21 protein-coding genes are annotated in these 25,726 nt (G+C 60.2%); 4 read left to right on the top strand and 17 right to left on the bottom strand.

Features of this window, described 5'->3' with window-relative positions; all coding sequences use genetic code 11:
- Window positions 1-283 precede the first annotated feature (283 nt).
- Entirely contained in the window at window positions 284-1,594 is a 1,311-nt protein-coding gene (locus ACRAWE_RS00005) for an MFS family transporter (protein ID WP_025160251.1), read from the top strand.
- Between the two features lie 36 nt (window positions 1,595-1,630).
- On the opposite strand, the gene pssA is transcribed toward ACRAWE_RS00005, so the two are convergent.
- From pssA to trxC, 4 genes are all read right to left on the bottom strand, one after another.
- Window positions 1,631-2,986 carry a CDP-diacylglycerol--serine O-phosphatidyltransferase gene (gene pssA, locus ACRAWE_RS00010; RefSeq protein ID WP_432524305.1) on the bottom strand — a complete coding sequence of 452 codons (1,356 nt, stop codon included), beginning with the start codon at window positions 2,984-2,986 and terminating at the stop codon, window positions 1,631-1,633.
- Window positions 2,987-3,138: 152 nt separating this feature from the next.
- Window positions 3,139-5,787 carry a GNAT family N-acetyltransferase gene (locus ACRAWE_RS00015; RefSeq protein WP_432524307.1) on the bottom strand — a complete coding sequence of 883 codons (2,649 nt, stop codon included), beginning with the start codon at window positions 5,785-5,787 and terminating at the stop codon, window positions 3,139-3,141.
- A gap of 48 nt (window positions 5,788-5,835) precedes the next feature.
- Window positions 5,836-6,525, bottom strand: coding sequence for a tRNA-uridine aminocarboxypropyltransferase (locus tag ACRAWE_RS00020; protein ID WP_033649762.1), 690 nt, complete (start codon window positions 6,523-6,525; stop codon window positions 5,836-5,838).
- A 113-nt stretch (window positions 6,526-6,638) separates the two neighbouring features.
- Window positions 6,639-7,058, bottom strand: a complete 420-nt coding sequence (gene trxC / locus ACRAWE_RS00025) for a thioredoxin TrxC (RefSeq protein WP_004928868.1) — start codon at window positions 7,056-7,058, stop codon at window positions 6,639-6,641.
- Window positions 7,059-7,265: 207 nt separating this feature from the next.
- Here trxC and ACRAWE_RS00030 point away from each other — a divergent pair, with 207 nt between their 5' ends.
- A complete protein-coding gene (locus tag ACRAWE_RS00030; protein WP_019455597.1) occupies window positions 7,266-8,354 on the top strand; it encodes a tRNA/rRNA methyltransferase in 1,089 nt (362 codons plus the stop codon).
- A gap of 60 nt (window positions 8,355-8,414) precedes the next feature.
- Here ACRAWE_RS00030 and emrB read toward each other — a convergent pair whose 3' ends face one another.
- From emrB to ACRAWE_RS00065, 7 genes are all read right to left on the bottom strand, one after another.
- Window positions 8,415-9,953, bottom strand: coding sequence for a multidrug efflux MFS transporter permease subunit EmrB (gene emrB, locus ACRAWE_RS00035; protein ID WP_019455596.1), 1,539 nt, complete (start codon window positions 9,951-9,953; stop codon window positions 8,415-8,417).
- Window positions 9,954-9,970: 17 nt separating this feature from the next.
- A complete protein-coding gene (gene emrA / locus ACRAWE_RS00040; protein WP_309530602.1) occupies window positions 9,971-11,143 on the bottom strand; it encodes a multidrug efflux MFS transporter periplasmic adaptor subunit EmrA in 1,173 nt (390 codons plus the stop codon).
- Between the two features lie 23 nt (window positions 11,144-11,166).
- On the bottom strand, window positions 11,167-12,618 hold the full coding sequence (locus ACRAWE_RS00045; RefSeq protein WP_025160250.1) for an efflux transporter outer membrane subunit: 1,452 nt from the start codon (window positions 12,616-12,618) through the stop codon (window positions 11,167-11,169).
- A 28-nt stretch (window positions 12,619-12,646) separates the two neighbouring features.
- On the bottom strand, window positions 12,647-13,165 hold the full coding sequence (mprA, locus tag ACRAWE_RS00050) for a transcriptional repressor MprA (protein WP_025160249.1): 519 nt from the start codon (window positions 13,163-13,165) through the stop codon (window positions 12,647-12,649).
- 151 nt (window positions 13,166-13,316) lie between these two features.
- On the bottom strand, window positions 13,317-13,664 hold the full coding sequence (ygaH, locus tag ACRAWE_RS00055) for an L-valine transporter subunit YgaH (RefSeq protein WP_432524310.1): 348 nt from the start codon (window positions 13,662-13,664) through the stop codon (window positions 13,317-13,319).
- Complete coding sequence (locus tag ACRAWE_RS00060; RefSeq protein WP_019455591.1) at window positions 13,654-14,400, bottom strand: AzlC family ABC transporter permease; 747 nt, start codon at window positions 14,398-14,400, stop codon at window positions 13,654-13,656. Before ACRAWE_RS00060 ends, ygaH begins: the two co-directional genes overlap by 11 nt.
- Window positions 14,401-14,521: 121 nt before the next feature.
- Window positions 14,522-15,721, bottom strand: coding sequence for an MFS transporter (locus ACRAWE_RS00065; RefSeq protein ID WP_025160248.1), 1,200 nt, complete (start codon window positions 15,719-15,721; stop codon window positions 14,522-14,524).
- Window positions 15,722-15,826: 105 nt separating this feature from the next.
- Between ACRAWE_RS00065 and ACRAWE_RS00070 the strand changes: the two genes are divergently transcribed.
- Entirely contained in the window at window positions 15,827-16,705 is an 879-nt protein-coding gene (locus tag ACRAWE_RS00070) for a LysR family transcriptional regulator (RefSeq protein ID WP_019455589.1), read from the top strand.
- A gap of 30 nt (window positions 16,706-16,735) precedes the next feature.
- Here ACRAWE_RS00070 and proX read toward each other — a convergent pair whose 3' ends face one another.
- The 5 genes from proX to ACRAWE_RS00095 all read right to left on the bottom strand — a co-directional run bounded on the left by proX (window position 16,736) and on the right by ACRAWE_RS00095 (window position 22,827).
- Entirely contained in the window at window positions 16,736-17,737 is a 1,002-nt protein-coding gene (gene proX, locus ACRAWE_RS00075; protein WP_063919961.1) for a glycine betaine/L-proline ABC transporter substrate-binding protein ProX, read from the bottom strand.
- Window positions 17,738-17,806: 69 nt separating this feature from the next.
- On the bottom strand, window positions 17,807-18,913 hold the full coding sequence (proW, locus tag ACRAWE_RS00080) for a glycine betaine/L-proline ABC transporter permease ProW (RefSeq protein ID WP_154747725.1): 1,107 nt from the start codon (window positions 18,911-18,913) through the stop codon (window positions 17,807-17,809).
- Window positions 18,906-20,108 carry a glycine betaine/L-proline ABC transporter ATP-binding protein ProV gene (gene proV, locus ACRAWE_RS00085; protein WP_063919959.1) on the bottom strand — a complete coding sequence of 401 codons (1,203 nt, stop codon included), beginning with the start codon at window positions 20,106-20,108 and terminating at the stop codon, window positions 18,906-18,908. The genes proW and proV overlap by 8 nt, the downstream gene beginning before the upstream one ends.
- Before the next feature lie 406 nt (window positions 20,109-20,514).
- On the bottom strand, window positions 20,515-21,201 hold the full coding sequence (locus tag ACRAWE_RS00090; RefSeq protein ID WP_019455585.1) for a response regulator: 687 nt from the start codon (window positions 21,199-21,201) through the stop codon (window positions 20,515-20,517).
- Window positions 21,202-21,234: 33 nt separating this feature from the next.
- Window positions 21,235-22,827, bottom strand: coding sequence for an ATP-binding protein (locus ACRAWE_RS00095; protein ID WP_074055597.1), 1,593 nt, complete (start codon window positions 22,825-22,827; stop codon window positions 21,235-21,237).
- A gap of 326 nt (window positions 22,828-23,153) precedes the next feature.
- Between ACRAWE_RS00095 and ACRAWE_RS00100 the strand changes: the two genes are divergently transcribed.
- Complete coding sequence (locus tag ACRAWE_RS00100; protein WP_019455583.1) at window positions 23,154-24,509, top strand: 2-hydroxycarboxylate transporter family protein; 1,356 nt, start codon at window positions 23,154-23,156, stop codon at window positions 24,507-24,509.
- A 96-nt stretch (window positions 24,510-24,605) separates the two neighbouring features.
- Here ACRAWE_RS00100 and ACRAWE_RS00105 read toward each other — a convergent pair whose 3' ends face one another.
- Window positions 24,606-25,577: a patatin-like phospholipase family protein gene (locus ACRAWE_RS00105; RefSeq protein ID WP_432524315.1), complete on the bottom strand. Its 972-nt coding sequence runs from the start codon at window positions 25,575-25,577 to the stop codon at window positions 24,606-24,608.
- Between the last annotated feature and the right edge of the window lie 149 nt (window positions 25,578-25,726).

Below are 25,726 nucleotides of genomic sequence, written 5' to 3' on the forward strand. Positions count from 1 at the left end.
CAGGACGCCCGCCATAAACTGCCAGGCATCAAACAAAGCCGAAAGCCCTGAACTGACGTTCAGGGCTTTTTGCTATGGGAAAAATGGAAAATCCCCGTTGTAACCCGCTTCAGCTTTCATCGTACTGTTTAATATTCATCACAAAACCAATTCATTGTTTCCATGAATGTCAGATATTCTTCGCCCGCTATTAAGTTTGGCTGTTAACTTATAAATAACAATAAAGTAACACTAGGCGGCAGGAAGCCGAATTTCATCATTGCTATGGCTCGGAGAAAACATCATGACAGAAACAACCTCGGCTCTTGAGGGTGAGCATGGCGCCGAACAGGGGGCGCTCGATAACAAGAAACGCATTTTCGCTATCGTTGGGGCTTCATCAGGCAATCTGGTGGAGTGGTTTGATTTTTACGTTTACTCCTTCTGTTCCATTTACTTTGCCGCCTCGTTCTTCCCGGCAGGCAACAGCACCACGCAGCTGTTGCAAACCGCCGGGGTATTCGCCGCCGGCTTCTTCATGCGGCCGATCGGCGGTTGGTTATTTGGCTACATCGCTGACAAACATGGCCGTAAAAACTCAATGCTGCTGTCGGTCTGCATGATGTGCGCCGGATCGCTGGTGATCGCCTGCCTGCCGACGTATGAATCGATCGGCAGCTGGGCGCCGGCGCTGCTGCTGATCGCCCGCCTGTTCCAGGGGCTGTCGGTAGGTGGAGAATATGGCACCAGCGCCACCTATATGAGTGAGGTGGCGATCAAGGGGCGACGTGGTTTCTATGCCTCGTTCCAGTATGTCACTCTGATTGGCGGGCAACTGCTGGCGCTGCTGGTCTTGGTGATCCTGCAGCAAATTTTGTCCGGCGAAGAGCTGAAGGCCTGGGGCTGGCGTATTCCGTTCGCCTTGGGGGCGGTGTTGGCGGTGGTGGCGCTGTACCTGCGCCGTTCGCTGAATGAAACCTCCGATGCAAAAACGCGTAACCACAAGGATGCCGGTTCGCTGACGGGGCTGTGGAAAAACCGCAAGGCATTCCTGATGGTGCTGGGCTTTACCGCCGCCGGTTCGCTGACCTTTTACACCTTCACCACCTACATGCAGAAATATCTGGTGAACACCGCCGGTATGGACGCCAAGCTGGCCAGCGCCATCATGACCGTCGCACTGTTCGTCTTTATGCTGCTGCAGCCGGCGGTGGGCGCGTTCTCGGATAAAATCGGCCGTCGCAGCTCGATGTTGATCTTCTCAGCCTTCGCCACCGTATTGACGGTGCCGATCCTGTTCGCTCTGAAAGGAGTGACCAACCCTTTTATGGCGTTTGGCCTGATCGTATTGGCGCTGTTCATCGTCAGTTTCTACACCGCGATCAGCGGGCTGCTTAAAGCCGAGATGTTTCCGCCGGAGGTGCGCGCGTTAGGGGTGGGCTTGTCTTATGCGGTGGCGAACGCCCTGTTCGGCGGCTCGGCGGAATATGTCGCGCTGTCGCTAAAATCGTTCGGCGTGGAGAACGCTTTCTTCTGGTATGTCTCCGGCATGTGCCTGCTGGCGTTGCTGGTTTCGCTCCGGCTGCATCGCAAAGGCAAGGAGATACAGCTGTAATGAAAACCCCGGCCTTGGCCGGGGTTAGCGTAGAGCTTACAGGATGCGGCTAATCAGCCGATCGATGCGGATGCGGCGCAGGCGGCGAATCAGCTTACGCACCTTGATCGGATACTGCTGAATGCTTTGCAGCTCCTGATAATGGCCGACCACAGTGGTGTGGGTGCGGATGCACTCCAGCTCTTTTTGCCGCTGCTCGCGCATCTCTTGTTTGGGATCGTGGATCAGAATGGCGTTTTCCAGATCCAGCCGCCAGGCGCGCGGGTTGAGGTTATTGCCGGTAATCAGCTGCCACTCTTCGTCCACCCACATGCCCTTCAGGTGATAGCTGTTATCGCCATCCTTCCACAGCCGCACGATCAGCTGGCCGGTATCGACGTAACGCTGCAACCGGCTCAGGAAGCGGCGCAGGTTGATCTCGTACAGGTAGGGTAGTGCGCCGATGATTTTGAACGGCTGATCTTCCGGAATATAGAAGTCGTTGGCGGTCTTGTCGCCGACGATGATCTCCACCTGTTTGCCCTGGCGCAGCAGATAGATGATGTTGCGCACCAGCAGCGCCGGCAGGTTGAAATAGGGGGTACACAGCGTCAGTTTCTGGTCGGCGCACGACATCAGGTGATGAATGGTTTTATTCAGCACGCTTTGTTTGCCCAGCCCAACCAACGGTGTCACCGCCAGCTCATCGTTGCCGGCCTTACCGCGGAAGTGATAACCGGCGCGGCGCAGGGCGAAACGGAACAGGCGGGTCTCGTTTTTAATCTCCGGGCTTTTCGGCCGATCGCTGCGATCGAGGCGCTGCACCGCGCCGGCGGTCAGCAGATGCTGCTTGATGTAATCGATCAGGGTATCGGCCAACACCTCATTGGTGATCAGCTGGTAGCGATCGTAACGGTATTTCTCATGCTGATGCAGATAAACGTCGTTGATGCTGGCGCCGCTGTAGATCACGGTATCGTCGACCACAAAGCCCTTCAGATGCAATACGCCCAGCGCTTCACGGGTATTGACCGGCACGCCGTAGATCGGCACCGACTGTTCCGGGTGCTGGCTGGCCATGGCGCAATACCAGTCGGCGTTGGTATCGGCGGCGGCAGCGCCGATGCGTCCGCGCTGAGCGCGGTGCCAGTCGACCAGCACGCAGATTTCCAGCTCGGGCCGCCGTTGCTTGGCTTGATACAGTGCGTTGAGGATCTCACGCCCGGCGTCGTCATGCTCCAGATACAGGGCCACCAGATAGATGCGTTGGGTGGCGTTGGCGATGGAATCCAGCAGCGTGGAGCGAAAGTCGGACGGCGCGTACAGAGTACGAACGTCAGCAACCGTCTGGGGGAGTTTGGGCAGTTGTGCAAGGTGTTGTTGATGTTTGCTACGTTTAAATTTTGACAACATCACAGTGCGCTTCTTCTCTCATGATTGATGGCCGGAACGCCACAGGCTTAAAAACAATAAACCGAATAATCGGGCGATAATACCATTAGTTGCCTCGATTGTGCGTATGTTTTGGCGTTAAGTGGTGGATTCGTAGCGCATTGCGACGCAGGTCACTGCGCGTCGGCGGCCTGCAGCGGCAGCGTCAGATTGACGATGCCGTCCTCAAGCTGCACCTCGATGCCAAAGCCCAGCCGCTGAGCCAGCGCGATCATGCCACGGTTATTCGGCATGGTGATGCCGCTCAGGCGGGTCAGGCCATGGGCGCGCGCATAGGCGATCATTTTTTCCAGCAGTTGCCGGCCCAGCCCCAGCCCTTTCAGGTCGGAACGCACCAGCACGGCGAACTCGGCATCGGTGTTGTCCGGATCGGACAACGCGCGGGTCACGCCGATGATTTCGTCTGAGCGCACCGCCACAAAGGCCATTTCTCGATCGTAGTCGATCTGCGTCATGTTGGCCAAATCGTCATGGGTAAACTCGCTGATCTCGCTGAAGTAGCGATAATAGAGATCTTCCTTGGTCACCCGGTCGATGAAATGCTTCAGCGCCGGTTCGTCTTCGGGCAGGATTGGACGGAACAGACACTGGCTGCCGTCTTTCAGCGCGATGGTTTCCTCCAGCTCATGCGGATAAGGGCGGATCGCCAGCCGCGCCTGCGGATCGCCGCTGAACGGCGCGAGCTGCATCGAAACGTCCAGCAGGGTGAATTCGCTGCCGGAAGCCAGCACCGGGTGAATATCCAGCCGGGCGATCTCCGGGCAATCGAGGATCAGGTTGGAAACCTGCACCAGCAAGCGGCTTAGCCCCGGGATATCTAAAGGCCGCAGCGCGCTGCGCCCGCGGATCTTGCCGCCTTTCACCGCCTGCAGCACCAGATAACGTGCCAGCGCCATATTCAGCGGCGGCAGCGCGACCGCCACCTGATTTTCCTGACGCCACTCCACGCCGCCTTCGCCCAGCATGATCAGCGGGCCGAAAATGGCATCCTGTTCCACCGCGATGCGCAGTTCCTGGGCGCCGGCGCGGTTGGCCATGCTCTGCACCAACAGGCCGTGGATACGCGCCTGCGGATAGGTGCGCTTCACGCGGTCGAGGATCGCCTCCGCCGCGCGTTGCACTTCGGTCGCGGTGCGCAGATAAAGCATCACGCCCTGAACTTCCGATTTGTGCGGGATATCCGGCGAACGCAGCTTCAGCGCCACCGGGTAGCCGATCTGTTCGGCGATGTGTACCGCCTCGGCGCTGTCTTCGGCGATCCAGGTTGGCAGGGTGCTCAGGTCATAGGCCTGCAGGATGGATTGCACCTCGTGGGTATCCAGCTGTGTGGCCCCTTCGGCCAGCGCCTGGTGGATCAGACGGTGGGCGTCGGCGGTGTTGGCGGTCAGGCCAACCGGCAGCGCCGGCGTCTCTTTCAGCTGCTTCTGGTTGCGGCGGTATTCCACCATATGCATAAAGGCGGTGACCGCGCCTTCCGGCGTGCGGTAGGTGGGAATGGCGGCTTCGGTAAACAGCCGTCGCGCCTCTTGCGAGGAGTATTCGCCACACCAGTTGGTCAGCAACGTGATGCGCTTGCCGCGCGCATGGCGGTGCAGCGCGTCGATCAGCCGCTGCGCCGTGGCGGTGCCCGGCGCGGCCGCGCTCGGCGCGTGGATCAGCAGCAGCGCGTCATAGTCGTGGCTGTCGAGCAGCGCTTCGAGCGCCGCCAGGTAACGCTGCGGCGTCGCGTCGTCGCGCAGATCGAGCGGATTGCCGGCGCGAATGAAATCCGGCAGCGCATCGCTCAACGTCGCCAGGCTCTCATCGCTCAGCGTCGCCAGCTTGCCGTTGCGCCCGAGCAGCTCGTCCAGCGCCATCGCCGCCGGCGCCGCACCGTTGCTGACGATCATCAGCCGCTCGCCGCGTAGCGGGTGCATATGGCTGAGGGTTTCCACCGCCGAGAACAACTCGTGAGTATCCTGCACGCGCAGCAGACCGGCGCGCTGGATGGCGGCGTCATAGGCGGCGTCCAGCCCCAGCTGGCTGTTGAGCAACAGCTGCGCCTGTTGGCTGCGGCCGCTTTTGATCACCAGAATGGGTTTGTTGCGTGAGGCGCTGCGCGAAGCGGAGAGAAAACGCCGCGCGTCGCTGATGTTTTCCAGATACAGCAGGATGGCGCTGGTCTTGCCGTCGCGCGCCAAAAAGTCGAGTAGATCGTCGACGTCGATATCCAGGCTGTCGCCCAGCGCAATGAAATAGGAGAAGCCGACCTCTCGCTGTTGCGCCCAATCGAGAATGGTGTTGGCCACGGCGGCGGACTGCGAGATAAACGCCAGCTTGCCTTTTTGGATAGGCACCGGCGAGAAGCTGGCGTTGATGCCCTGCCACGGCGCCAGCAATCCCAGGCTGTTGGGGCCCAGCAGCCGCATGGCGTAGCGCTGCGCGCAGGCTTTCAGCTCGGCGAACTGTTCCGGTGGCGAAGAGAGCACGATGGCGGTTTTACAACCGCGTTGGCCCAGCGCTTCGATCAGCGCCAGATTGCGGTCGGCGTGGGTGCAGATGATCGCCAGATCCGGCGTCAGCGGCAGGCTGGCGACGTCGGGATAGGCCATGACGCCGCATACCGCCTTGTAGCGCGGCGTGACCGGCAAGATAGGCCCGCTGAAACCGCCGGCCAGCAGGTTGCTCATCATCAGGTTGCCGGCGCGGCCCGGCTGTTGCGAAGCGCCCAGAACGGCGATCGATTTGGGACGTAGTAGCGCTTCTAACCCTCGCTGGCTCATGCACGGCTCCTTTTGGCAACGTTACGCCTGATTTTAGGCGCTTTATGGCTACATTGCTGTGACCGGTGCCTCCGGCCGGGTCGGTTTTCCCGCCAGATACTGTTGACGGAAATAGCGGAAATGCTGATTCAATCCGTCGGCGGCCGGCAGATCGCCCGCCTGTTGCAGCAGGGCGGCGGCCACTTCCGCCGTACAGTGTTGCTCGGCGCGGCTGGCTTCGCGCAGTTGATAATCCGATGCGGCGTCGACGTTGAGGGAAAATACCGGGAATTGATTGAGGTACGGGCTTTTACGGAACATTTTGCGCGCTTCCGCCCAGGTGCCGTCCAGCATGATGAACAGCGGCGGTTTGCCGCCGGCGGGCAGCTCGCTGAACACCGGGCGTTCGGCGTCGGCGTAAGAGGCGGGGAACACCACGTAAGGCTGCCGCGTCGGATCGTTGATGGCCGCCAGCAGGGCGGGATCGATCTCGGTGCGCGACCAGAGGAACGCCTGGGTGTCCGGCAGGATATCGGCGATCAGGCGGCCGGTATTGCTGGGCTTGAGCGGCTCGGCGCCGAACATGATCAGGCAGAAACGGCTGCCGGCCTGCTGCGGGCGAATGGTGTCGCACAGGCAGTTTTTATGCGGCAGCAGGCAACCCTGACAACGCGCCACCCGGCAACCGCGCGCCAGGAAGGGGCGGGTGGCGCGGTCTAAACGGAATTGGCGCAGGCGAAGTACGGCGTTGTCGGTCATAACGATCCTGGGGAAAAACCGCTATTGTAACGCAGAAAAAAGCCCGCCGGGAGAGGCGGGCTCGATCGGGGGCGTTCGCGCGCGATGGCGGGATACGGCCTATACTTGCCGAATCACACCAACTCGTTGAGCCAGTTGTCAAACGGCGCTTTCGGCATCGCGCCGTTAAGCATGTCGACCATCTTGCCCTGACGGAACACCATAATGGTCGGGATGCTGCGGATGCGGAAACGGGCGCTCAGCTCCGGCTCGGCTTCGGTGTTCACTTTCACGAAGCGCACCTTGCCGGCGCGCTCTTCGGCCACGTCTTCGAAGATCGGCGCAAAGCTGCGGCACGGACCGCACCACGGCGCCCAGAAATCGACCACGACCGGCAGATCGTCCTGCAGCAACTGGTCCAGCGTGGCGGCGGTGGCGTTGATCACTTCACCGTCGAAGAGCTCGTGGCCGCAGCGGCCGCATTTCGCGTTGTCCGCCAGACGTTCTTCCGGCACACGGTTGGTGGCATTGCAAGCTGCACAAACTGTATTCATGTTGACCTCGGGTACAGAGAAAGCATGGTCCCCGCAACGCGGTTGCGGAGATGTTTCTTTAATGCTGACAATTATCGGCAAAACCCGGCGCATGAACAATGAGGTTTGTTCAATGGATGTGATAGTTGGGAGCTTTTAGCGCAAGTTGGTGGCTTCATGCACCAACATCAGGTAATCTTCGCGCCCTGCGCGTTGGTGGAGAAGACAATGAACGATTCATTTAGTGGCAAGAACGGTAAAGTTAAAGTGATGTACGTCCGCAGCGACGACGACAACGGCGACGACCGCAACAAGAATAAACGTCCGGCCGGCAAAGGCCGTCCGGCTGACGGTGCGCGCTCGGGCCGCACCGGCCAAGACAAGGCGCGCGGCGGCAACGATCGTCGCGGCGCCGACTCCCGCCGCAGTGAAAGCGATCGTCCTCGCCGTCCGGCGCGCTCAGAAGATCGCGGTGGCAACGAGTCGCCGTGGAGAACCGTTTCGCGCGCGCCGAATGAAGAGCCGGCGTTCGATCACGGCGGCATCAGCGGCAAAAGCTTTATCGATCCGGAACAGTTGCGCCGCCAGCGCGCGGAAGAAACCCGCGTTTACGGTGAAAACGCCTGTCAGGCGCTGTTCGCCAGCCGTCCGGAAGCGATCGTGCGCGCCTGGTTTGTGCAGTCGGTCACCCCGCGCTTCCGCGAAGCGCTGCGCTGGATGGCGGCGAACCGCAAAGCCTACCACGTGGTGGACGAGGAAGAGCTGGCCAAGGCTTCCGGCACCGAGCACCACGGCGGCGTGTGCTTCCTGATCAAAAAACGTCAGGGTCTGGATGCGCAGAGCTACCTGAAAACCGCGCCGGCGACCGACTGCGTGCTGGCGCTGGAAGAAGTGGGCAACCCGCATAACCTGGGTGCCATCGTCCGTTCTTGCGCCCACTTCGGCGTCAACGGCGTGCTGCTGCAGGATCCGGCGCTGCTGGAGTCCGGCGCGGCGGTGCGCACCGCAGAAGGCGGCGCGGAGCATATCAAGGCGATCAACGCCGATGATTTCCTGTCGGTGCTGGATACCTTCCGCAAAGCGGGCTACACCATCGTCACCACCTCCAGCCACAAAGGCACCGCGCTGGCGCAAGCCAAGCTGCCGGCCAAGATGGTGCTGGTGCTGGGCCAGGAGCGCGACGGTCTGAGCGACAGCGCCTGGCAGCAAGGCGACATGAACGTGTCCATCGGCGGCACCGGCAAGGTGGAAAGCCTGAACGTTTCCGTCGCGACCGGCATTCTGCTGGCGGACTGGTGGCGTCAGAATCAGGCGTAATCTTTATTCCGCCGGATAAAAAAACGGGCGCCTCAGGGCGCCCGTTTCGTTTATTGAAGCTTAGTGAGCGCCGCCGCCCCCACCGCCGCCGGAACTGAACGGCGGTTTCGCCACCCACACCAGCGCCAGCAGCACCAGGAATACCCCGGCCGACAGCCAGAAGATCTCGTTGGCGGAGATGATCAGGCCCTGCGCGGTGATCTCGTTGGCGATGTAGGCCGACGCCTGCTGCTTGCTCATGCCGAGCTGCTCCAGCTGCCGGTACATCTCCTGCGACTGCGGATTGTACGGGTTGACGAACTCCGTCAGCTGCGCGTGATGCTGCGATTCGCGCTGTGTCCACAGGGTAGTGGTGATCGAGGTGCCGATCGAGCCCGCCAGCGTTCGCGTAAAGTTCGACAGGCTCGATGCCGCCGCCATGCGTTCCGGCGGCAGGCCGGACAGCGTGATGGTGGTCAACGGCATGAAGAAGCAGGCGATGGCGAAGCCCTGAACGAACTGCGGCCACGCCGAAGCGCCGAAGTCCATGCCCGGTTCAAACGTATAGGCGCGCCAGTAGAAGCACACGGCATACATGATGAAGCTGAAGGTCACCAGCTTGCGCATGTCGAGCCGGTTGCCGAACTTACCGATGATCGGCGACAGCAGCACCGGGATCAGCCCGACCGGCGCCGAAGCCAGCCCCGCCCAGGTGGCGGTATAGCCGTACACCTCTTGCAGCAGCTGCGGCAACAGCACGATGGCGCCGAAGTACAGCATGTAGGCCAGGCTGATGCACAGACAGCCGATGGTGAAGTTACGCGACTTGAACAGCGACAGATCCACCACCGGGTGGTCGTCCGTCAGCTCCCAAACCACCAGGAACAGCAGCGCCACCACCGCCACCACGGTCAGGGTGATGATCTCGGTCGAGTTGAACCAGTCCAGCTCCTTGCCCTGGTCTAGCATCACCTGCAGCGAACCGATGCCGACGATCAGCAGCACCAGGCCGACGGTGTCGATCGGCTTGATCTCGGTTTTGGTTTCTCGCCCCTTCAACGTCGCCATCGCCGCCATGATAACGAAGGCGCCGATCGGGATGTTGATGAAGAAGATCCAGCCCCAATGGTAGTTGTCGCTGATGTAGCCGCCGAGGATCGGCCCAAAGATCGGCGCGACGATAACGGTCATTGACCAGAGCGCCAGGGCCATCGCTCGCTTGGCGGGCGGGTAGTTGTTCAGCAACAGACTCTGCGACAGCGGGATCAGCGGCCCGGCCACCACGCCCTGGATCACGCGGAAGAAGATCAGCATGCCGAGGCTGTTGGAGATGCCGCACAGCCAGGAGGCGAGGACGAACAGCGCGGTGGACCAGAGGAACAGCCGCACTTCACCGATGCGCTTCGCCAGCCAGCCGGTGATCGGGATCGAGATGGCGTTCGCCACGCCGAACGAGGTGATCACCCAGGTGCCCTGCGAGTTGGAAGACCCGAGGTTACCGGCAATGGTGGGGATCGCCACGTTGGCGATGGTGGAGTCCAGCACCTGCATGAAGGTCGCCATGGCGAGCGCGACCGTCATCCAGGCGAGCTGGGCGCCTTCAAGCGGTTTCTGTGGCAAGATGGCCTCCCGCGCGCTTAGCCGGCGTTCGCATGGATCACGTCGGCGATCAGCTGATTAACCGGCGCCAGATTCAACGCCAGCGCGTTGCTCTGGTACAGCGGTTTATCGCGCACCACGTCGGCCAGCACGCGGCCGTCCAGATTGGCGGTGTCGACGGTCACCAGCGTCGACAGGCCGATGCGCAGCGGATGATCGGCAACCTGCTTGGCGTCGAGCTCAATACGCACCGGCAGGCGTTGCACCACCTTGATCCAGTTGCCGGTGGCGTTCTGCGCCGGCAGCAGCGAGAAGGCGCTGCCGGTGCCCATGTCGATACCGACCACTTTGCCCTGATACACCACGTCGTCACCGTACACGTCGCTGACCACCGTCGCCGGCTGGCCGATGCGCATGTTGGCGATCTGGGTTTCCTTGAAGTTGGCGTCAACCCAGATGTGATCGGCCGGCACCACCGCCATCAGCGGCGAACCGGCGGCAATTTGCGCACCCACTTGCACGCTGCGGCGCGAAACATAACCGGTAATTGGGCTGACAACTTTGGTACGCTGCAGCGCCAGCCAGGCGTCGCGCATCTGCGCGGCGGCCTGTTGGATCGCCGGCTGCTGTTCCAGCGGGGTATTCAGCACCATCGCCTGGTTGGCGTTGTATTGCTGCACCGCCACTTCCAGCGCGGCCTTGGCGCTGTCGACCGCATCGCGAGCGTGTTGCAGCTCTTCGCGGCCGATGGCGTCAACGCTACCCAGCACCACGCGGCGTTTCAGATCGTTCTCGGCCTTGCTCAGATCGGTCTTGCGCAGGGCGATGTTGGCCTGATACTGCTTGCTGTTGATGATCAGCTGGTGGGTTTGACGCACGCTGTTGGCCAGGCCGGTCTTGGCGCGTTCAAACGCCTGCTCGGCATCGGTCGGATCGAGCGTCAGCAGCACGTCGCCCTGTTTGACGTAGTCGGTGTTGTCAAAATTGACGCTGTTCACGCTGCCTGACACCTGGGCCATGATCTGCACCTGGTTGCCGGAGACGTAGGCGTCGTCGGTTTCCTGGTGATGACGCAGCACCAGGAACCAATACACTAAGTAAACCACCCCTATAACAATGAAAATAGCCGTCAACAACAGCAGCCAAAACTTGCGCTGCTTCTTTTTGCCGTTCGGCTGCTGCGGGTTTTGGATTTCCGCGCTTGCGCTCATGGTGTTCTCCAAGCCTTATATTATTATGCTTTCGAATCCGCTGCGGCCGGGGCCTGATAGCCACCGCCCAGCGCGCGGATCAGTCCTATCTTCGCCTGCAGTAAATTGCTGCTGGCATTCAACTCCGCCTGTTGCTGCTGCAATAGCTGCGTCTGGCTGGTCAACAGATCGTCGCGCCCGATAATCCCTGCCTGGTAACGGGCACTGGCGACCTGATACACCTGTTGCATCGACTGGGCCGCGGACGCCGCCTGCAGCTGCTGTTGCGCAGAGCTCTGCTGGATAGTGATGGCGTCGGCGGTTTCCTGTACCGCATTCAGGATGGTTTGGTTATAGGATTCCACCGCTTCGTCATACAGCGCGGATTCCTCGCCCAGCTTGCTGCGCAGCGCCCCGGCGTGGAAGATCGGCAACGAAATCGCCGGCATCACGTTCCAGGCCTGGCTGGCCGCTTCAAACAGGTTCGGGTTGGTGCCACCGACATTGGTGGTCATCAGACCGGCGAAGGCTGAAATGGTCAGGCTGGGGTAAAACTCTTTGCGCGCGGCGCTGACGCGCTGGCTGTAAGACTCCACCAGCTGGCGCTGCGCGGCGATGTCCGGGCGCTTGCCCAGCAGATCTGCCGTCAGCTCGCCCTGCGGCGCCATTAGGTTGTCGGCGGGCAGCGGCACCTGACGAAGGTGCTGCATGGCGTTCGGCCCCTGGCCCGCCAGCGCGGCGAGCTGGTGTCTGAGCTGTTCGATTTGCGACTGCAACTGCAGGATCTGCTGCTTGGCGGCATCGGACTGCGCCTGGGTTTGTTGCGGCACGTCGACGGCGGTCAGGCCGGCCTGATAGCGTTGTTGGCGCAGCGCGGTCAGGCGTTCATTGTTGTTCACTTCCTGCTGCAGCAGCTTCTCGAGCGCCAGGTTGCTTTGCAGCTGGTAGTAGGCGGAGGCTACCGAACTGGTCAGCGTCAGCGCCGCCTGTTCCTGCTCGGCGCGTGCGGCGTTCACTTGCGCCTTGGCGGCGTTCACCTGGTTGCGGTATTTGCCCCACCAGTCGAATTCATACGCCAAATTTAACCCCAGTGAGTTGGAGCTTTCATAGATAGGTTTTTGTGGATACCCCAGCCCCATATTGACGTTTTGCGGTATGCGCTGGCGCTGGGTGCTGGCGTTCAGATCCAGGTTCGGCCCGTTGGCTGCGTTGGCTTCGCCCACCACGCTCTGCGCTTCACGTACGCGGGCGGCGGCCTGGCGCAGGGTCGGCGAGCTTTGCAGCGTCTGCGTCATCAACGTGTCCAACTGCGGATCCTTGAGGGCGCGCCACCACTGCGGGCTGACGGCCAGCGAGCTGACTTTCGGCTGAGCCAACTGCAGGCTCTGCGGATCCATCAGCGTGGATTGCGGAGCAATATTATCGGTCGAAGCGCACCCGGCCAGCAGCAACACGGCGAACAGCGGGGTGAATCTCCAGTTAAATGGGGATCGCATAAGTAGGTACCTGAACAGAAATTGTGAATTAGGATAACTGTTCTGTGATTTCCATTTGATCCAGACGTGCCAGCAATTTGCGCGTCAGCTGTTCCAGCTGTTTTTGCTCATCGTCGGTCAGCGTGGACCACAGGAAATGCAGACATTGGTGCTGCGGCGGCAGCAGTTGACTGAGAAATTCTTCCCCCTGCGGCGTCAGATGCAGATGCAGGCAGCGGCGATCGTTGTCGCTTTCCCGGCGCTCGATCCAACCGCGTTTCTCCAGCTCGTCGGCGATGCGGGTTGCATTGGTGCGCGAGGAGCCTAAGGCAGAGCTTAGCTCAGAAGGTTGGATGCTGTGGCTTTCCTGCGCATCCAGGGTAATCAGCGCCATAAACAGTGTTTCGTTAATCCCCTGCGCCTTCAGCATTTTATTGCGATTTTCCAGCAATTTACCTTGCATGTGCATGCACAGGCGGGTCAGCAGGATTTCCTGATAAGGGAAATCTTTCTGCCGGGTGGCGCGGAAATTCAGCATTTGTTCTATGGGGGCAAACGAGCTTTCCATAATTTAGGGCCTCATTAATTTCGTTCGAGATAGTAACGACGGTGACAAATAATGTAAATGTTCAGCCGTGCGGATAATTTAGCAATTCGTGTCATTTGTCAGTGTTTGTAAAGATGCGGCGCATGAAAACGCCAAATGGCCGGAAGCGGTGTCAGCCCGGACCGAAAAGCATTAACAGTTTTAATGTGACGCCAAAGGCCGTCGCGCCGAGCAGCGTCGACAGAATGATGCTTTTGCTGCGGTAGAAGCACAGCGCCAGCGCGGCGAAGCCCGCCAGCGTCGGCAGCAGCTTGTCCGGTTCGCGCATCACCACCGGCGTGCTGGAGACCACCAGCAGGGCGCAGATCGAGGCGATGCCGATGCTGTCGAGCAGCAGGGCGGTTTTACCGCGTTTGATGCCGGGTTGGGCGCGCGCCGGCGCCAGCCGCAGCGGCAGATAACGGAACAGGTAATTGGCGCAGCCCACCACCAGACCAATCACCAGCACATCAGTGTTCATGAGCGGCCTCCGCATGTGCGGGTTGGAACAGGGCGGCGATACAGCCGGCGCCGATGCCGGCCAAAATGGCGACCGGGATGGAGAACAGCACCACGCCGAGCAGCGCGCCGGCCAGTGCGGCGGCGATGGTCAGGCTCTGCGGGCGCCGGAAAGCGGCCAGCAGGAAGCTGAGAAACAGCGCCGGCAGCATGAATGAAAGCGAGGCCTCGATCACCGGGAACTGCTCCAGCGGGCCATTGCCGAACAGCGCGCCGAGCGCGGTGCCGGCCACCCAGGAGAGCCAGGAACAGAGCGCGATGCCCAGCATCCAGTTTTCGCTCCAGCTGCGGTTATTGCGCATCAGCTTGGCGGTAGCGGCGGCGAAGACCTCATCGGTCAGCCCAAAGGCCCATATCGCCGTTTTACCGGGCGACATGCGCGAGACGATGCGGTGGCGCAGCGCCGGGCCGTACAACAGATGGCGCACATCCATCGCCATCACCGTCAGCGCGGAGACCCACAGCGACATGCCGGCGCTCAGCAGGGCGGTGATCACGAACTGGCTGGCGCCGGCGTAGATGATGCAGGAGAAGAAAATGCTTTCCAGCGGGGAGAAGCCCAGCTTGACGGCGCTGAGGCCGAAGGCGAACGCCACCGGGACGTACCCGATGACGATCGGCAAACTGTCGACGACGCCGTTGGCGAAGGTGGCGCTGACGGCGGGCGGAGTAAGGCTGTCTGCAGCTTGGCTTTGCATGGTTGTGGGTCGCAGGGTAGATAGGGTTTCAATAGTTTATGCCCAGAACATTACCAGAGAGTAAGTAATGTTTATACCCTGCACCGCTAATAAATTTCTTTAGTTACTATTTGCAAGGTAATCAGATTGTCGCTGGCCCCTGCGGATCGTGGCGTTTGCCGAGCCACCAGGTCAGCAGGTTGAGCAGGCATAGAATCCCCCCGGCGGCGGCGACGCCGTACCAGCCGGCATGCTGATAGGCCGAGGCGGAGAGCAGCGAACCGAGAGCGCCGCCGATAAAGTAGCTGGTCATATAGCCGGCGGTCAGGCGGTTGCGCGCGTCCGGCATGATGCGATACATCACGCTCTGGTTGGTGACGTGCACCGCCTGCACCGCCAGATCGAGGATCAGGATGCCGGCGATCAGCGCCCACAGCGATTGTTTAGCCAGCGCGATAGGTATCCAGGACAGCAGCAGCAACACCAGGCCGACGGTGGTGGTCAACCCGGCCTTGCCTTTGTCCGCCAGATGACCGGCGCGCGAGGCGGCCAGCGCGCCGGCGGCGCCCACCAGGCCGAACAACCCGATCACGCCCTCGGAATAGTTGAACGGCGGCGCGGCGAGCAGAAAGGCCATGGAGGTCCAGAGCACGCTAAAGTTGGCGAACGACAGGGCGCCGAGAATGGCGCGGGTGCGCAGCAGCGGCGTGCGGCAGAACAGGCTGAAGATCGAGGCCAGCAGCTGCGGGTAGTTCAGCCCGGAGTGTTGCTTATAGCGCGGCAGTGCGCGCCACAAGACCAGCGCCATCAGGATCATCAGCACGCTGGCGACCCAGTAGATGGTGCGCCAGCCGCCGAACGACGCCAAAGCGCCCGCGACGGTACGTGCCAGCAGGATGCCGAGCAGCAGGCCGCTCATGATGATGCCGACGGTCTTGCCGCGCTTTTCCGGGTGGGCCAACGTGGCGGCCAGCGGTACCAGGATCTGCGCCACCACCGAGAACAGCCCGGTGAGCGCGGTGCCGAGGATCATCATCGGCAGCGTGGCGGAGGTGGCGGTGATCAACATGCCCCCGGCGGCCAGCAGCGTCATGAACACGATCAGGCCGCGGCGTTCGAACATGTCGCCGAGCGGCACCAGCAGCAGCAGGCCGGTGGCGTAACCCAGCTGCGCGGCGGTGACGATAAAGCCGGCCTGGTTGACCGACAGGTTGAAACCGGTGGCGATGGTTTCCAGCAGCGGTTGCGCATAGTAGTTGCTGGCGACCGCCAGGCCGGTTGCGATGGCGATCAGCACGGTCAGCGCCGGGCTGAGGCCCGGATGGGCGTTTTGTTGGTTCATGATTTTTTCATCACGGGAAAAAGATAGCGCGCAGTATCCGGCAACGCGCATTGGGAAACCAATGTATAATTTTCATTTGATTTATCTCATTTCAAGATAGATGCCATGAACCTGAAACAGATCCGCTATGCGCTGGCGGTGGCGGAAGAGCAGAGCTTTACCCGGGCGGCGCAGCGCTGCCATACGGTGCAGTCGGCACTCAGCCACCAGATCGCCAAACTGGAAGAAGAGCTGGGCTGTACGCTGTTTGAACGCACCTCGCGCCGGGTGCGGCTGACGCCCGCCGGCCAGGCTTTCATTCCGTCGGCGCAGCGGCTGTTGGCGGCGCAGCAGGCGCTGGTGGAAGAAGTGACCGCCGCCGGCGATGCGGTGTCCGGCACGCTCACCATCGGCACCATTTCAACCATAAACGCGATTGATCTGACCGAAAAGCTCGACAAGTTTCATCGCCACTATCCGGCGGTGAACATCCGCCTGTACGTCGGCATGAGCGAAGCCCTGCTGGAGGACGTGCGTCAGCAGAAGTGCGATATGGCGTTCGTCGGCATCTGGCCCGGCGATGTCGACCTGTTGCCGATGTCGCACCGGCAGTTGACCGATGAGCCGCTGGTGGCGTTGGTGGCGCCGCAGCATCCGTTGGCCAACCGCGAGCGGGTGAATCTGCAGGCGCTCGCGGAAGTGCCGCTGGTGGATTTCTACAGCGGCACCGGCGCGCGGCGTCAAACCGATCGCGCCTTCCTGGCGGCGGGTATCCGCCGGCATGTCAGTTTTGAGATCGATCATATCGAGTGGCTGGAGAATCTGGTGCGGCGCGGGTTGGCGGCGGGGATCGTACCGATCTCGACCGCGCAACGCTTAAGCGCGCTGGTATCGATCCCGATTGAAGACGGGCCGCGGCGCCAGGTGTACTGCATTTGGCCGCAGCCCTTGTCGAATGCCGCCGCACGCTTTTTACAGTTCAGCGGCATCGATCTGGCGGGGTAAGGGGCGCGCGGTTGCGGCGCCCCCGAGCGGTTACGGCTTCGCCGCGGCGGCGGCGGTTTTCACCCAGCCGTCGAAGGTCGCCTGGTGCGCCTTGATCCAGCCGTTAACGTGGTTTTGGATGTCGGCTTCCGAAGCCTGGCCTTCGTGCATGCGCAGGTTTTGCGCGTTGATGTCAGCGATCGGCAGCTTCATGATGGCGAACAGCTTGGCGGCCGCCGGGTTGGCTTCGGCCCACTGTTTGTTGGCGGCGATACGCATGGTGTTGACCGGGAAGCCGTAGTTGGCGCCGTTAGGCAGCTTGGTATCGACGCTTTTCTGCTCGCCCGGCAGGGAGGAGAACGGCACCTGCAGCCAGACCACGTCGCGGCCCGGTACCATCACATCGCTGACCCAGTACGGCGTCCAGGTGTAATACAGCACCGGCTTGCCCTCTTTGTAGCGGGTGATGGTGTCGGCGATCATCGCCGCGTAGTTGCCCTGATTGTGTTCGACGGTGTTGCTCAGGCCGTAGGCCTTGATGTGGTGGTTGATCACCGCCTCGCAGCCCCACCCTGGGGTGCAGCCGGTCAGATCGGCCTTGCCGTCGCCGTTGGTGTCGAACAGCTTGGCGATCTTGGGATCCTTGAGCTGCTCGACGTTGGTGATGTGGTACTGCTCGGCGGTTTTCTTGTCGATCAGGTAACCCTGCGCGGCGCCGTTGACGTAGACGCCTTCACGGTAGAACTTGGCGTCGCCGCCGGCGGCCTTGTACTGATCGGCGTGCAGCGGATCCCAGTTGACCGCGATAAAGGTCGCGTCGCCGGAGGCGATGGAGGTGTAGGCGACGTTGTAATCCACCTCGCGCGGTTCCTTCACGTCGTAACCCAGTTTTTCCAGCGCCTTGCTAACCAGCAGCGTCTGGAACGTCTCTTCGGAAATGGTGCTTTGCACCGGCTGTACCGCGATCCCCTTACCGGGTAAATCCGCCGCAATGGCGCTCTGTGTACCAATCAGCGTCGTCAGGGCGAGAGCCCAGATGCCCGTGGTGCGCATAGTGTTTCCCCTCTTTCAATGTGGTGGTGTCATAGCCCGCCGGGGCCACAGCCGCCGGCGGGAAAAGCGTCAGGCTTGTTTGATGAACGGGCGGGTAAGCAACCCGATAGGGCCGCGGCGGTACCAGCGGCCGATGCCCTTGCTGCGGCGATCGCGCCCCAGCGATTGGGTGAGGCGATCGAGAATGATCGCCAGGATCACGATGCCGACGCCGCCGACGGCGGCCAGGCCCATATCCAGCCGGCCGATGCCGCGCAGCACCATCTGTCCCAGACCGCCGACGGCGATCATCGAGGCGATGACGACCATCGACAGCGCCAACATCAGCGTCTGGTTCACGCCGGCCATGATGGTCGGCATCGCCAGCGGCAGCTGCACCTTGAACAGCAGCTGGCGTGGGCTGGCGCCGAAGGATTCGGCGGCCTCGATCAGATCCTCCGGCACCTGCTTGATGCCGAGAATGGTCAGACGCACGATCGGCGGCAGCGCGAAGATAATGGTCACCACCACGCCCGGCACGTTGCCGATGCCGAACAGCATGACGATCGGCACCAGATAGACGAAGGCCGGGGTGGTTTGCATCGCGTCGAGCAGCGGCCTTATCACCTTGGCGGCGTGCTTGCTGCGCGCCAGCCAGATGCCGAGCGGCAGGCCGATAAGGATGCAGAAGAACAGCGCGGTCAGCACCAGTGCCAGCGTGACCATCGCCTGCGACCAGGCACCGATGGCGCCAATGGCGACCAGGGACAGCAGCGTTGCGGCGCCCATGCCGAAACCGGCGACCTGCCAGGCGAGCAGCGAGAACACCAGAATGGCGATCGGTGCCGGCATGCCCAGCAGCAGTTGCTGGAAGCCGCTCAGGATCATGTCCACCGGCACGCGGATGCCCTGGAACAGCGGGCGGAAGTGCAGCACCAGCCAGTCGATGCCTTGCGTGACCCAGGCGTCGAACGGCACCCAGGCTTTGTGGAACGGATCGAGCAGGCTGAAGTGCTCCGGCTGGGCCGGGGCGCTGCTCAGCCAATCGGCGCCTGACGCGGCGGCGTCATGGGCGGCCGGCGGTGGCGCGCTGGACCAAGCGTCGCCGGCGTTGGCGGCGGCATCGTGAGCGGGTGCGGCGCCGGTATCGGCCGGTGCGGTAGCCCAGGGATCTTGGGTTTGCGTGGTATCACTCATTGGCGGAGCCCTCCTTGTCCAACGCCTGCAGCAGCATGGCCTTGGAGATGATGCCGAGATAGTTATGTTCTTCGCATACCACCGGTACCGCGCACGGCGCCTGGGCGACCAGAGAGATCAGATCGCTGAGCGGCGTGTCGGCCGGCACGGCGGCGGGCGCTTCGAGCAGGGCATCGTCCAGCGTCTGATTGGCGGACAGCGCCTTTTTCAGCGACTCTATCGACACCACGCCGATAAATTTCTTCCCGCGTTCAACAACATAACCATAATCACGGTCCTCATCGCGCAGCAGCTGCAGCGCCGAGCGTGGGCCAAAGCCGGGAGTTTTGCGGATCAGCGTTACCGGGCGCCGTTGGGCGATATCCTTGGCGCTGAACACATGACTGATGTCCACACCGCGGAAGAAAGTTCGCACATAGTCGTTGGCCGGGTTATTCAGGATCTCGTCCGGCGTGCCGACCTGGATCACTTCGCCGCCCTGCATGATGGCGATGCGATCGCCAATGCGCATCGCTTCGTCCAGATCGTGGGAAATAAATACGATGGTGCGCTGATGCTGGGCCTGTAATTTCACCAGCTCATCCTGCATCTCGGTGCGAATTAACGGATCGAGCGCCGAGAAGGCCTCGTCCATCAATAATATATCCGGGTCGTTGGCCATCGCACGGGCTAATCCCACGCGTTGACGCATGCCGCCGGATAATTCATCCGGATAAGACAACGCATAATTCTCCAGCCCGACCTGGCGCAGGGCGTCCAGCGCTTTTTCCTGGCGTTCTTGCAGCGGTATGCCGGCTAATTCCATGCCAAAGGCGGTGTTATTCAGGACATTCATATGCGGCATAAGCGCGAATGACTGAAATACCATGCTGATCTTATTTCGCCGCACGGTGCGCAGCGCGGCGTCGGATATTTTGGCGATGTCCTCACCGTCGATCAACACCTGACCGCGGGTGGGTTCTATCAGACGATTGAGAAGGCGTACCAGGGTGGACTTGCCGGAACCGGAAAGCCCCATGATGACAAATATCTCGCCTTCTTCAATGGCCAGAGTGGCGTCTTTTACGCCGAGCGATAAGCCGGTTTTTTCCAACAGCCGATCTTTTGTCAGACCTTTATCCAGCAGTTTGAATGCGCGTTCCGGGTGTTCGCCAAATATCTTATACAGGTTCTTTACTTCGAGTTTAATTGCCATGCAATTTGCTGTTTCCTCTGGTTTAATTAAAGCGTTATGGGCTGTCCTTAGCAAAATAAAAGAGCTTTTTACCCTAACACAGTGAATATCTGAGACAACCCTCAATGTCATTTAAATGGGATATTAGTGGTTTACATCAAGGTTTTAATTAGTTATGGTAATTTGGCCCGTGACTCAAAATTGCCGGCCGTTATTCGCCATCATGATTGGTTTTAGGAGGGAATAACACGGCGTGAAGCAATGGGATATTTCGGTTCTGCACCTGCCGTTCGCATAATAAAAAACCCGACCAGAGGCCGGGTAAAAGTCATCAGTATTTCATCAGTGTTAACGACAGGTGCCGATATCGAGGGGGATATCGTCGGGCGCTATGTTATCGCCTGAATATGACAGCCAGATGGCAGCCTCAGGCCTTGCGATACAGCCGTCGCGGATGGCCGATATTGCCGTACAGCATCTCCACTCGCACGAACTGGGTGGCGACGCAGTATTCCAGATAACGGCGGGCGGTGGTTTTGCTGATGCCGACCTGTTCAACCACGTCTTCCACCGCATGCGCCACCGCCGGCTGGGCGATAAACAGCGCCTGCACCAGCTCAAGGGTGTTGGTTTCGATGCCTTTGGCGCTCGGCTCGCTGGAGAACTGTTTCGACTGCAGGTTATACAGCGCATCGACGTTGTCCTGGTCGATGATCTTGAAGGTGCGCTGGGTCTGTACGAACTGCATGAAACGCTCGAGCGAATTGCGCAGCCGCTTGTAGGACACCGGTTTGATGATGTAATCGAAGGCGCCGTTGCGGATCGCCTGGCTGCAGGTATGCATGTCGCTGGCGGCGGTGATGAAGATCACCGAACAGGCGGGGTTTTTTACCGCCGGTTCTTCCATCAGCTCGATGCCCTGGCCGTCCGGCAGGAAGTTATCCAGCAGGATCAGACGCGGCTGATGCTCATTGGCTTTGGCCCGCGCTTCGGCCAGCGTGGCGGCATAGGCTACCACCCGCAGGTTGAAATTTTTCTCGATGAACTCCGCGTGCAGTGTCGCCAGTTGCGGCTCGTCTTCCACGATCAGAACGTCCAGTGCTTGGTGTGACATAATCGGGTGCTCAAAAAAATCGGGTTATGGGTTTTATTTAGGGATAAATATAGAGAATATCGCGCCGTGCGGCTCGTTGTCCGACACTTCTATGCTGCCGTGCGCCTGCGCCACATGGCTGGCGACCAGATGCAGGCCGATGCCGTGGTCGCTTTTATCCGCTTTGGTGGTCACGCCCTGTTCAAACAGCGTATCACGAATTTCCTCGGCGATGCCGGTGCCGCGATCCGCCACCTCGATCACCAGCTCGTTGCTGCTGTCGCTGATATAGAGTTCGATCGCGTCGTGCGGGGCCGGGCAGTGCAGCGTCGCTTCCACCGCATTATCCAGCAGGTTGCCGACGATCGACATCAGTTCGGTCTCATTCAGCGCCGCCGGGATCTGCCGCAGCTGGCAGGCCGGATCGAAGCGCAATTCGATGCCTTTTTCTCTGGCGCTGGAGTATTTGCCCAGCAGCAGGCCGCACAGCGCCGCCGAACTGAAGCGCTGTGAAATGAAATCGAGGATCTCCTGCGCGCCCTCCGACTGGGCTTCCACATAGCGGATGGCCTCGTCATAGCGCTGCATGTGCAGCAGTCCGGCCAGCGTGGCGGTCCAGTTCAGCTGCTCGTGGCGCATGATGCGCAGGTTGTCGGCATAGCGTTTCACCTGGCTGAGCTGGCTGCTCAGGGTATTGATATCGTTCTTGTCGCGGAAGCTGATCACCCAGCCTTGCAGCTCCTGCTCCTGCATGATGCGCACCCGGCTGGCGATCACCCGCACGTGGTTGAAACGGCACACCTCATCGTGCGTATCCTGGCCCAGCTGCGCGGCGCCGAAGAAGTTCGGCTGCGCCTGGATCACTTCGCCGATCGGCCGGCCCAGCAAGCCGGCGGCGGGCTGGTGCAGATCGAGCAGCTCGCGTGCCGCATGGTTGATGGTGATGATCCGCAGCTGCGGATCGACGGCGATCACCCCTTCATAGATGGCTTCCAGCAGCGCTTTCTGTTGGCGCACCAGCAGCGCGATCTCTTTCGGCTCCAGCCAGAACATCTGACGCTTGAGGTTTTTCGACAGCAGCCAGGAAAAAACGAACAGGGCGATCAGCAGCAGGACGATGGAGCCGATAATTTGCGTCAACGTCCTGGCATTTAAACTATCAATATGCGATTTCAAATAGCCGACGGAAACGATGCCGATAACGCGGTTATTTTCATCCAGGATCGGCGCCTTGCTGCGTAATGATACGCCGATGCCGCCCTTGCGAATGGAAATAATGCTTTTGCCTTCCAACACCTCTTTATTATCGCCGCCGATCATCGGCGTACCCAGGCGGCCTTCATATTCGGAATGATAAAGATGGCGGGCGTGATTATCGCCGATAACGATATAGCTGGCATCGCTGCTGGCGCGGATTTTTTTCATCAGCGCGGCGATCCTGGCGGCGTCACTCTTTTCCACCGCGTCCACCAACGAAGGGATAAGGGCGATTTCCCGCGCCTGCACCTGGGCGCGGGCGCCGAGATCGCGGTGCAGCTGCGCATCCAGCTGATAATAGGTGTAGGCGCCGATGCAGGTCAGCAGCAGGCAGGAGAAGGCCACCAGGCACAGAAACAGTTTGATTTGAAATGAGAGTTTAAGGCGCATGGCGGAGCTTTACCGTAAAGAGATCCTGAAGCCTTACCCTATCACGAGAAGCGGGGTCTGTAATATTGCGCCCGATCAACTTGTGATCCCTCACACGGGATTAGAGTGAAACGGACGAGAATTGTTCGTCTGCGATAAAGTTGATAAGCTTTAAAATAAAAACGGTATTAACACCATTAAAACCACGCCGGGTTTTACATAATCTTAATTAACCCCATAGAAACCATAACCACCATTAAAAACCCTTTTTAATTTTGAACATAATCACAGCAGATAATCCGTGCGCTTCTCTATGATGGCTGAACAAACTAATAAGAGGCCAGATTATGAGCACAACAGATGATTCTTACCTCGTAGCCAAAGACAAGACCGCCGATATTCCTCTGCGTGAAAAATGGTGGCGGATACTGGACAATTATAAAGTAGGGATCATTCCGTTACCGTTCTTTATTCTGGCCGGCGTATTGATTCTGCTCGACTGCCTGGAAGGCAAGCTGCCGAGCGACATCGTGGTGATGGTGGCCACGCTGGCGTTCTTCGGTTTCGCCTGCGGCGAATTCGGCAAGCGCCTGCCGCTGATCGGCAAAATGGGCGCGGCGGCGATCTGCGCCACCTTCATTCCTTCCGCGCTGGTGCACTATGGCCTGTTGCCGGACGTGGTGGTGGAATCGACCACCAAGTTCTACAAATCGACCAACATTCTTTATCTCTACATCTGCTGCATCATCGTCGGCAGCATCATGAGCATGAACCGCCAGGTGTTGATCCAGGGCTTCCTGCGCATCTTCATTCCGATGCTGTGCGGCGAGATCGTCGGCATGCTGGTGGGGATGGGCGTCGGCATGGCGCTGGGCCTGGAGCCGTTCCAGATCTTCTTCTTCCTGATCCTGCCGATCATGGCCGGCGGCGTGGGTGAAGGGGCGATTCCGTTGTCGATGGGCTACGCGGCGATCCTGCACATGGAGCAAGGCGTGGCGTTGGGGCGCATCCTGCCGATCGTGATGCTCGGCAGCCTGACCGCCATCGTCATCGCCGGCCTGCTCAATCAACTGGGCAAGCGTTATCCGCATCTGACCGGCGAAGGCAGCCTGATGCCGAGCAAGCAGGGCGACGGCGACATGAACGCGGTGGAAAAAATCAGCGGCAAGGTTGATGTCAGCACTATCGCCTGCGGCGCGCTGCTGGCCATTCTGCTGTATATGGTGGGCATGCTGCTGCACCGTCTGATCGGCCTGCCGGCGCCGGTGGGCATGCTGTTCGCCGCCGTAGCGGTGAAACTGGCGCACGGGGTATCGCCGCGCATTCAGGAAGGTTCGCAGGTGGTGTACAAATTCTTCCGCACCGCCGTGACTTATCCGATCCTGTTCGCCGTCGGGGTGGCCATCACGCCATGGCAAGAGCTGGTGGACGCGTTTACCGTACAGAACCTGATCGTGATCGTCACGACCGTCAGCGCGCTGGTGGCGACCGGTTTCTTCGTCGGCAAGAAAATCGGTATGCACCCTATCGACGTGGCGATCGTCTCCTGCTGCCAGAGTGGGCAGGGCGGCACCGGCGACGTCGCGATCCTCACCGCCGGCAACCGCATGTCGCTGATGCCGTTCGCCCAGATCGCAACCCGTATCGGCGGCGCTATCAACGTCTCGCTGTCGCTGCTGGTGTTGGCCAAGTTCTTCGTATAACTCCTATAAATCCTTAGCGTTACTTTGCCTTTCCCCGCCCCCGCGGGGATTTTTTTGCCCGCGCGCCGGCCGGCCGCGCAGGCGGGAAAGCACCGGTTACGCCGCTTGCTTCATGGCGGCATCATACCAGGCGAAGTAGCGCTCTACGCCGCGACGGCCGGATTCGATCAGCGCGCGTTTTTTCTCCTCGCTGATGCCGAACTCCAGCGTGCCGACGTCGAGCGTGTCGACATACACGGTGCGTTTCCAGTCATCGCTGTCCAGATGCACCTTGGTTTGGATGTCCAGCATCACGTTGGCCACCGCCAGGGTGAAATCAAACAGGTTGTTGACCGGCGTGCGCGGGCTTGCCTGGCCGGCGGCCTGGGCAATTTCGCTGGCGGAATCCAGGCGAAGGCCCAGCGTGCGGGTGTTGATGCGCTGGCTGGAGCTGTCGATGTAAGGCGGCGTGGCGGAGAAGTCATAATCGAAGAGCCGCACCGGATAGTTGTCGATCATGCCGCCGTCCATGCACAGATCGCCCAGGGTATTGTTCTTCGCCACGAAGGCGAACGGGAACGACATCGAAATGCGCAGGCCGTCCGCCACTTTCATACGCGGCGTGGTGCGGTGAGAATAGACCTCGCGCTGACCGCTGTTGAGGTTGGCGCCGATAAAGTAAATCGACTTGAACCCTTTCGCCGCCTTCATCGCTTCGAACTGTTCGAAAGTAATATCCGGGTTGCCGGTATATTGCTTGATAATATCGCGCGACCATTGATAGAAATAATCGCCGGGTGCGATGCCGTATTGATTAAACAGGCGATAGGCGTCCTGGATCGTGCCGAAAAAGCCGCCGTTATAATCGAGGAATTTTTTAAAATCCATCGCCGACAGAATTTTGGTTACGTCTGCCGAGCTGCAGCCCAGGCCGACCAGCAGTGCGGCGATGGCGCCCGCCGAGGCACCGGAGGTTTGCTTGATCTGCGGCATGATGCCTTTGGCTTCCAGCAGCTCCAGCGCGCCGCCATAGGCGATGCCTTTTACGCCGCCGCCTTCAAAGACCAGGTTTTCGAATTGATAGCTCATGTTATTTCCTTACTCGTGGTTTAGGGAGTAAGGAAAATAACCAAGTGGCGAGCGAGAAAATATTGATTGGGGTTGTGTGAATTAACAAACAAAATTATTCACAGTAAATATATTATTTATATATTTATCAAAGGCATTTATTAAACAGG

This window comes from Serratia sp. BFP-2025 (assembly GCF_050880365.1).
Classification (GTDB): Bacteria; Pseudomonadota; Gammaproteobacteria; order Enterobacterales; family Enterobacteriaceae; genus Serratia; species Serratia surfactantfaciens.

What these genes read in the sequence shown, in the direction of transcription:
- mprA (WP_025160249.1), bottom strand. Translation starts at nt 13,165, where the DNA reads ATGGAAAGCTCGTTTGCCCCCATAGAACAAATGCTGAATTTCCGCGCC.
- ACRAWE_RS00070 (WP_019455589.1), top strand. Translation starts at nt 15,827, where the DNA reads ATGAACCTGAAACAGATCCGCTATGCGCTGGCGGTGGCGGAAGAGCAG.
- ACRAWE_RS00030 (WP_019455597.1), top strand. Translation starts at nt 7,266, where the DNA reads ATGAACGATTCATTTAGTGGCAAGAACGGTAAAGTTAAAGTGATGTAC.
- emrA (WP_309530602.1), bottom strand. Translation starts at nt 11,143, where the DNA reads ATGAGCGCAAGCGCGGAAATCCAAAACCCGCAGCAGCCGAACGGCAAA.
- pssA (WP_432524305.1), bottom strand. Translation starts at nt 2,986, where the DNA reads ATGTTGTCAAAATTTAAACGTAGCAAACATCAACAACACCTTGCACAA.
- ACRAWE_RS00045 (WP_025160250.1), bottom strand. Translation starts at nt 12,618, where the DNA reads ATGCGATCCCCATTTAACTGGAGATTCACCCCGCTGTTCGCCGTGTTG.
- proV (WP_063919959.1), bottom strand. Translation starts at nt 20,108, where the DNA reads ATGGCAATTAAACTCGAAGTAAAGAACCTGTATAAGATATTTGGCGAA.
- ACRAWE_RS00020 (WP_033649762.1), bottom strand. Translation starts at nt 6,525, where the DNA reads ATGACCGACAACGCCGTACTTCGCCTGCGCCAATTCCGTTTAGACCGC.
- ACRAWE_RS00105 (WP_432524315.1), bottom strand. Translation starts at nt 25,577, where the DNA reads ATGAGCTATCAATTCGAAAACCTGGTCTTTGAAGGCGGCGGCGTAAAA.
- ACRAWE_RS00015 (WP_432524307.1), bottom strand. Translation starts at nt 5,787, where the DNA reads ATGAGCCAGCGAGGGTTAGAAGCGCTACTACGTCCCAAATCGATCGCC.
- ACRAWE_RS00005 (WP_025160251.1), top strand. Translation starts at nt 284, where the DNA reads ATGACAGAAACAACCTCGGCTCTTGAGGGTGAGCATGGCGCCGAACAG.
- ACRAWE_RS00065 (WP_025160248.1), bottom strand. Translation starts at nt 15,721, where the DNA reads ATGAACCAACAAAACGCCCATCCGGGCCTCAGCCCGGCGCTGACCGTG.
- ygaH (WP_432524310.1), bottom strand. Translation starts at nt 13,664, where the DNA reads ATGAACACTGATGTGCTGGTGATTGGTCTGGTGGTGGGCTGCGCCAAT.
- ACRAWE_RS00100 (WP_019455583.1), top strand. Translation starts at nt 23,154, where the DNA reads ATGAGCACAACAGATGATTCTTACCTCGTAGCCAAAGACAAGACCGCC.
- ACRAWE_RS00095 (WP_074055597.1), bottom strand. Translation starts at nt 22,827, where the DNA reads ATGCGCCTTAAACTCTCATTTCAAATCAAACTGTTTCTGTGCCTGGTG.
- ACRAWE_RS00090 (WP_019455585.1), bottom strand. Translation starts at nt 21,201, where the DNA reads ATGTCACACCAAGCACTGGACGTTCTGATCGTGGAAGACGAGCCGCAA.
- trxC (WP_004928868.1), bottom strand. Translation starts at nt 7,058, where the DNA reads ATGAATACAGTTTGTGCAGCTTGCAATGCCACCAACCGTGTGCCGGAA.
- ACRAWE_RS00060 (WP_019455591.1), bottom strand. Translation starts at nt 14,400, where the DNA reads ATGCAAAGCCAAGCTGCAGACAGCCTTACTCCGCCCGCCGTCAGCGCC.
- proW (WP_154747725.1), bottom strand. Translation starts at nt 18,913, where the DNA reads ATGAGTGATACCACGCAAACCCAAGATCCCTGGGCTACCGCACCGGCC.
- proX (WP_063919961.1), bottom strand. Translation starts at nt 17,737, where the DNA reads ATGCGCACCACGGGCATCTGGGCTCTCGCCCTGACGACGCTGATTGGT.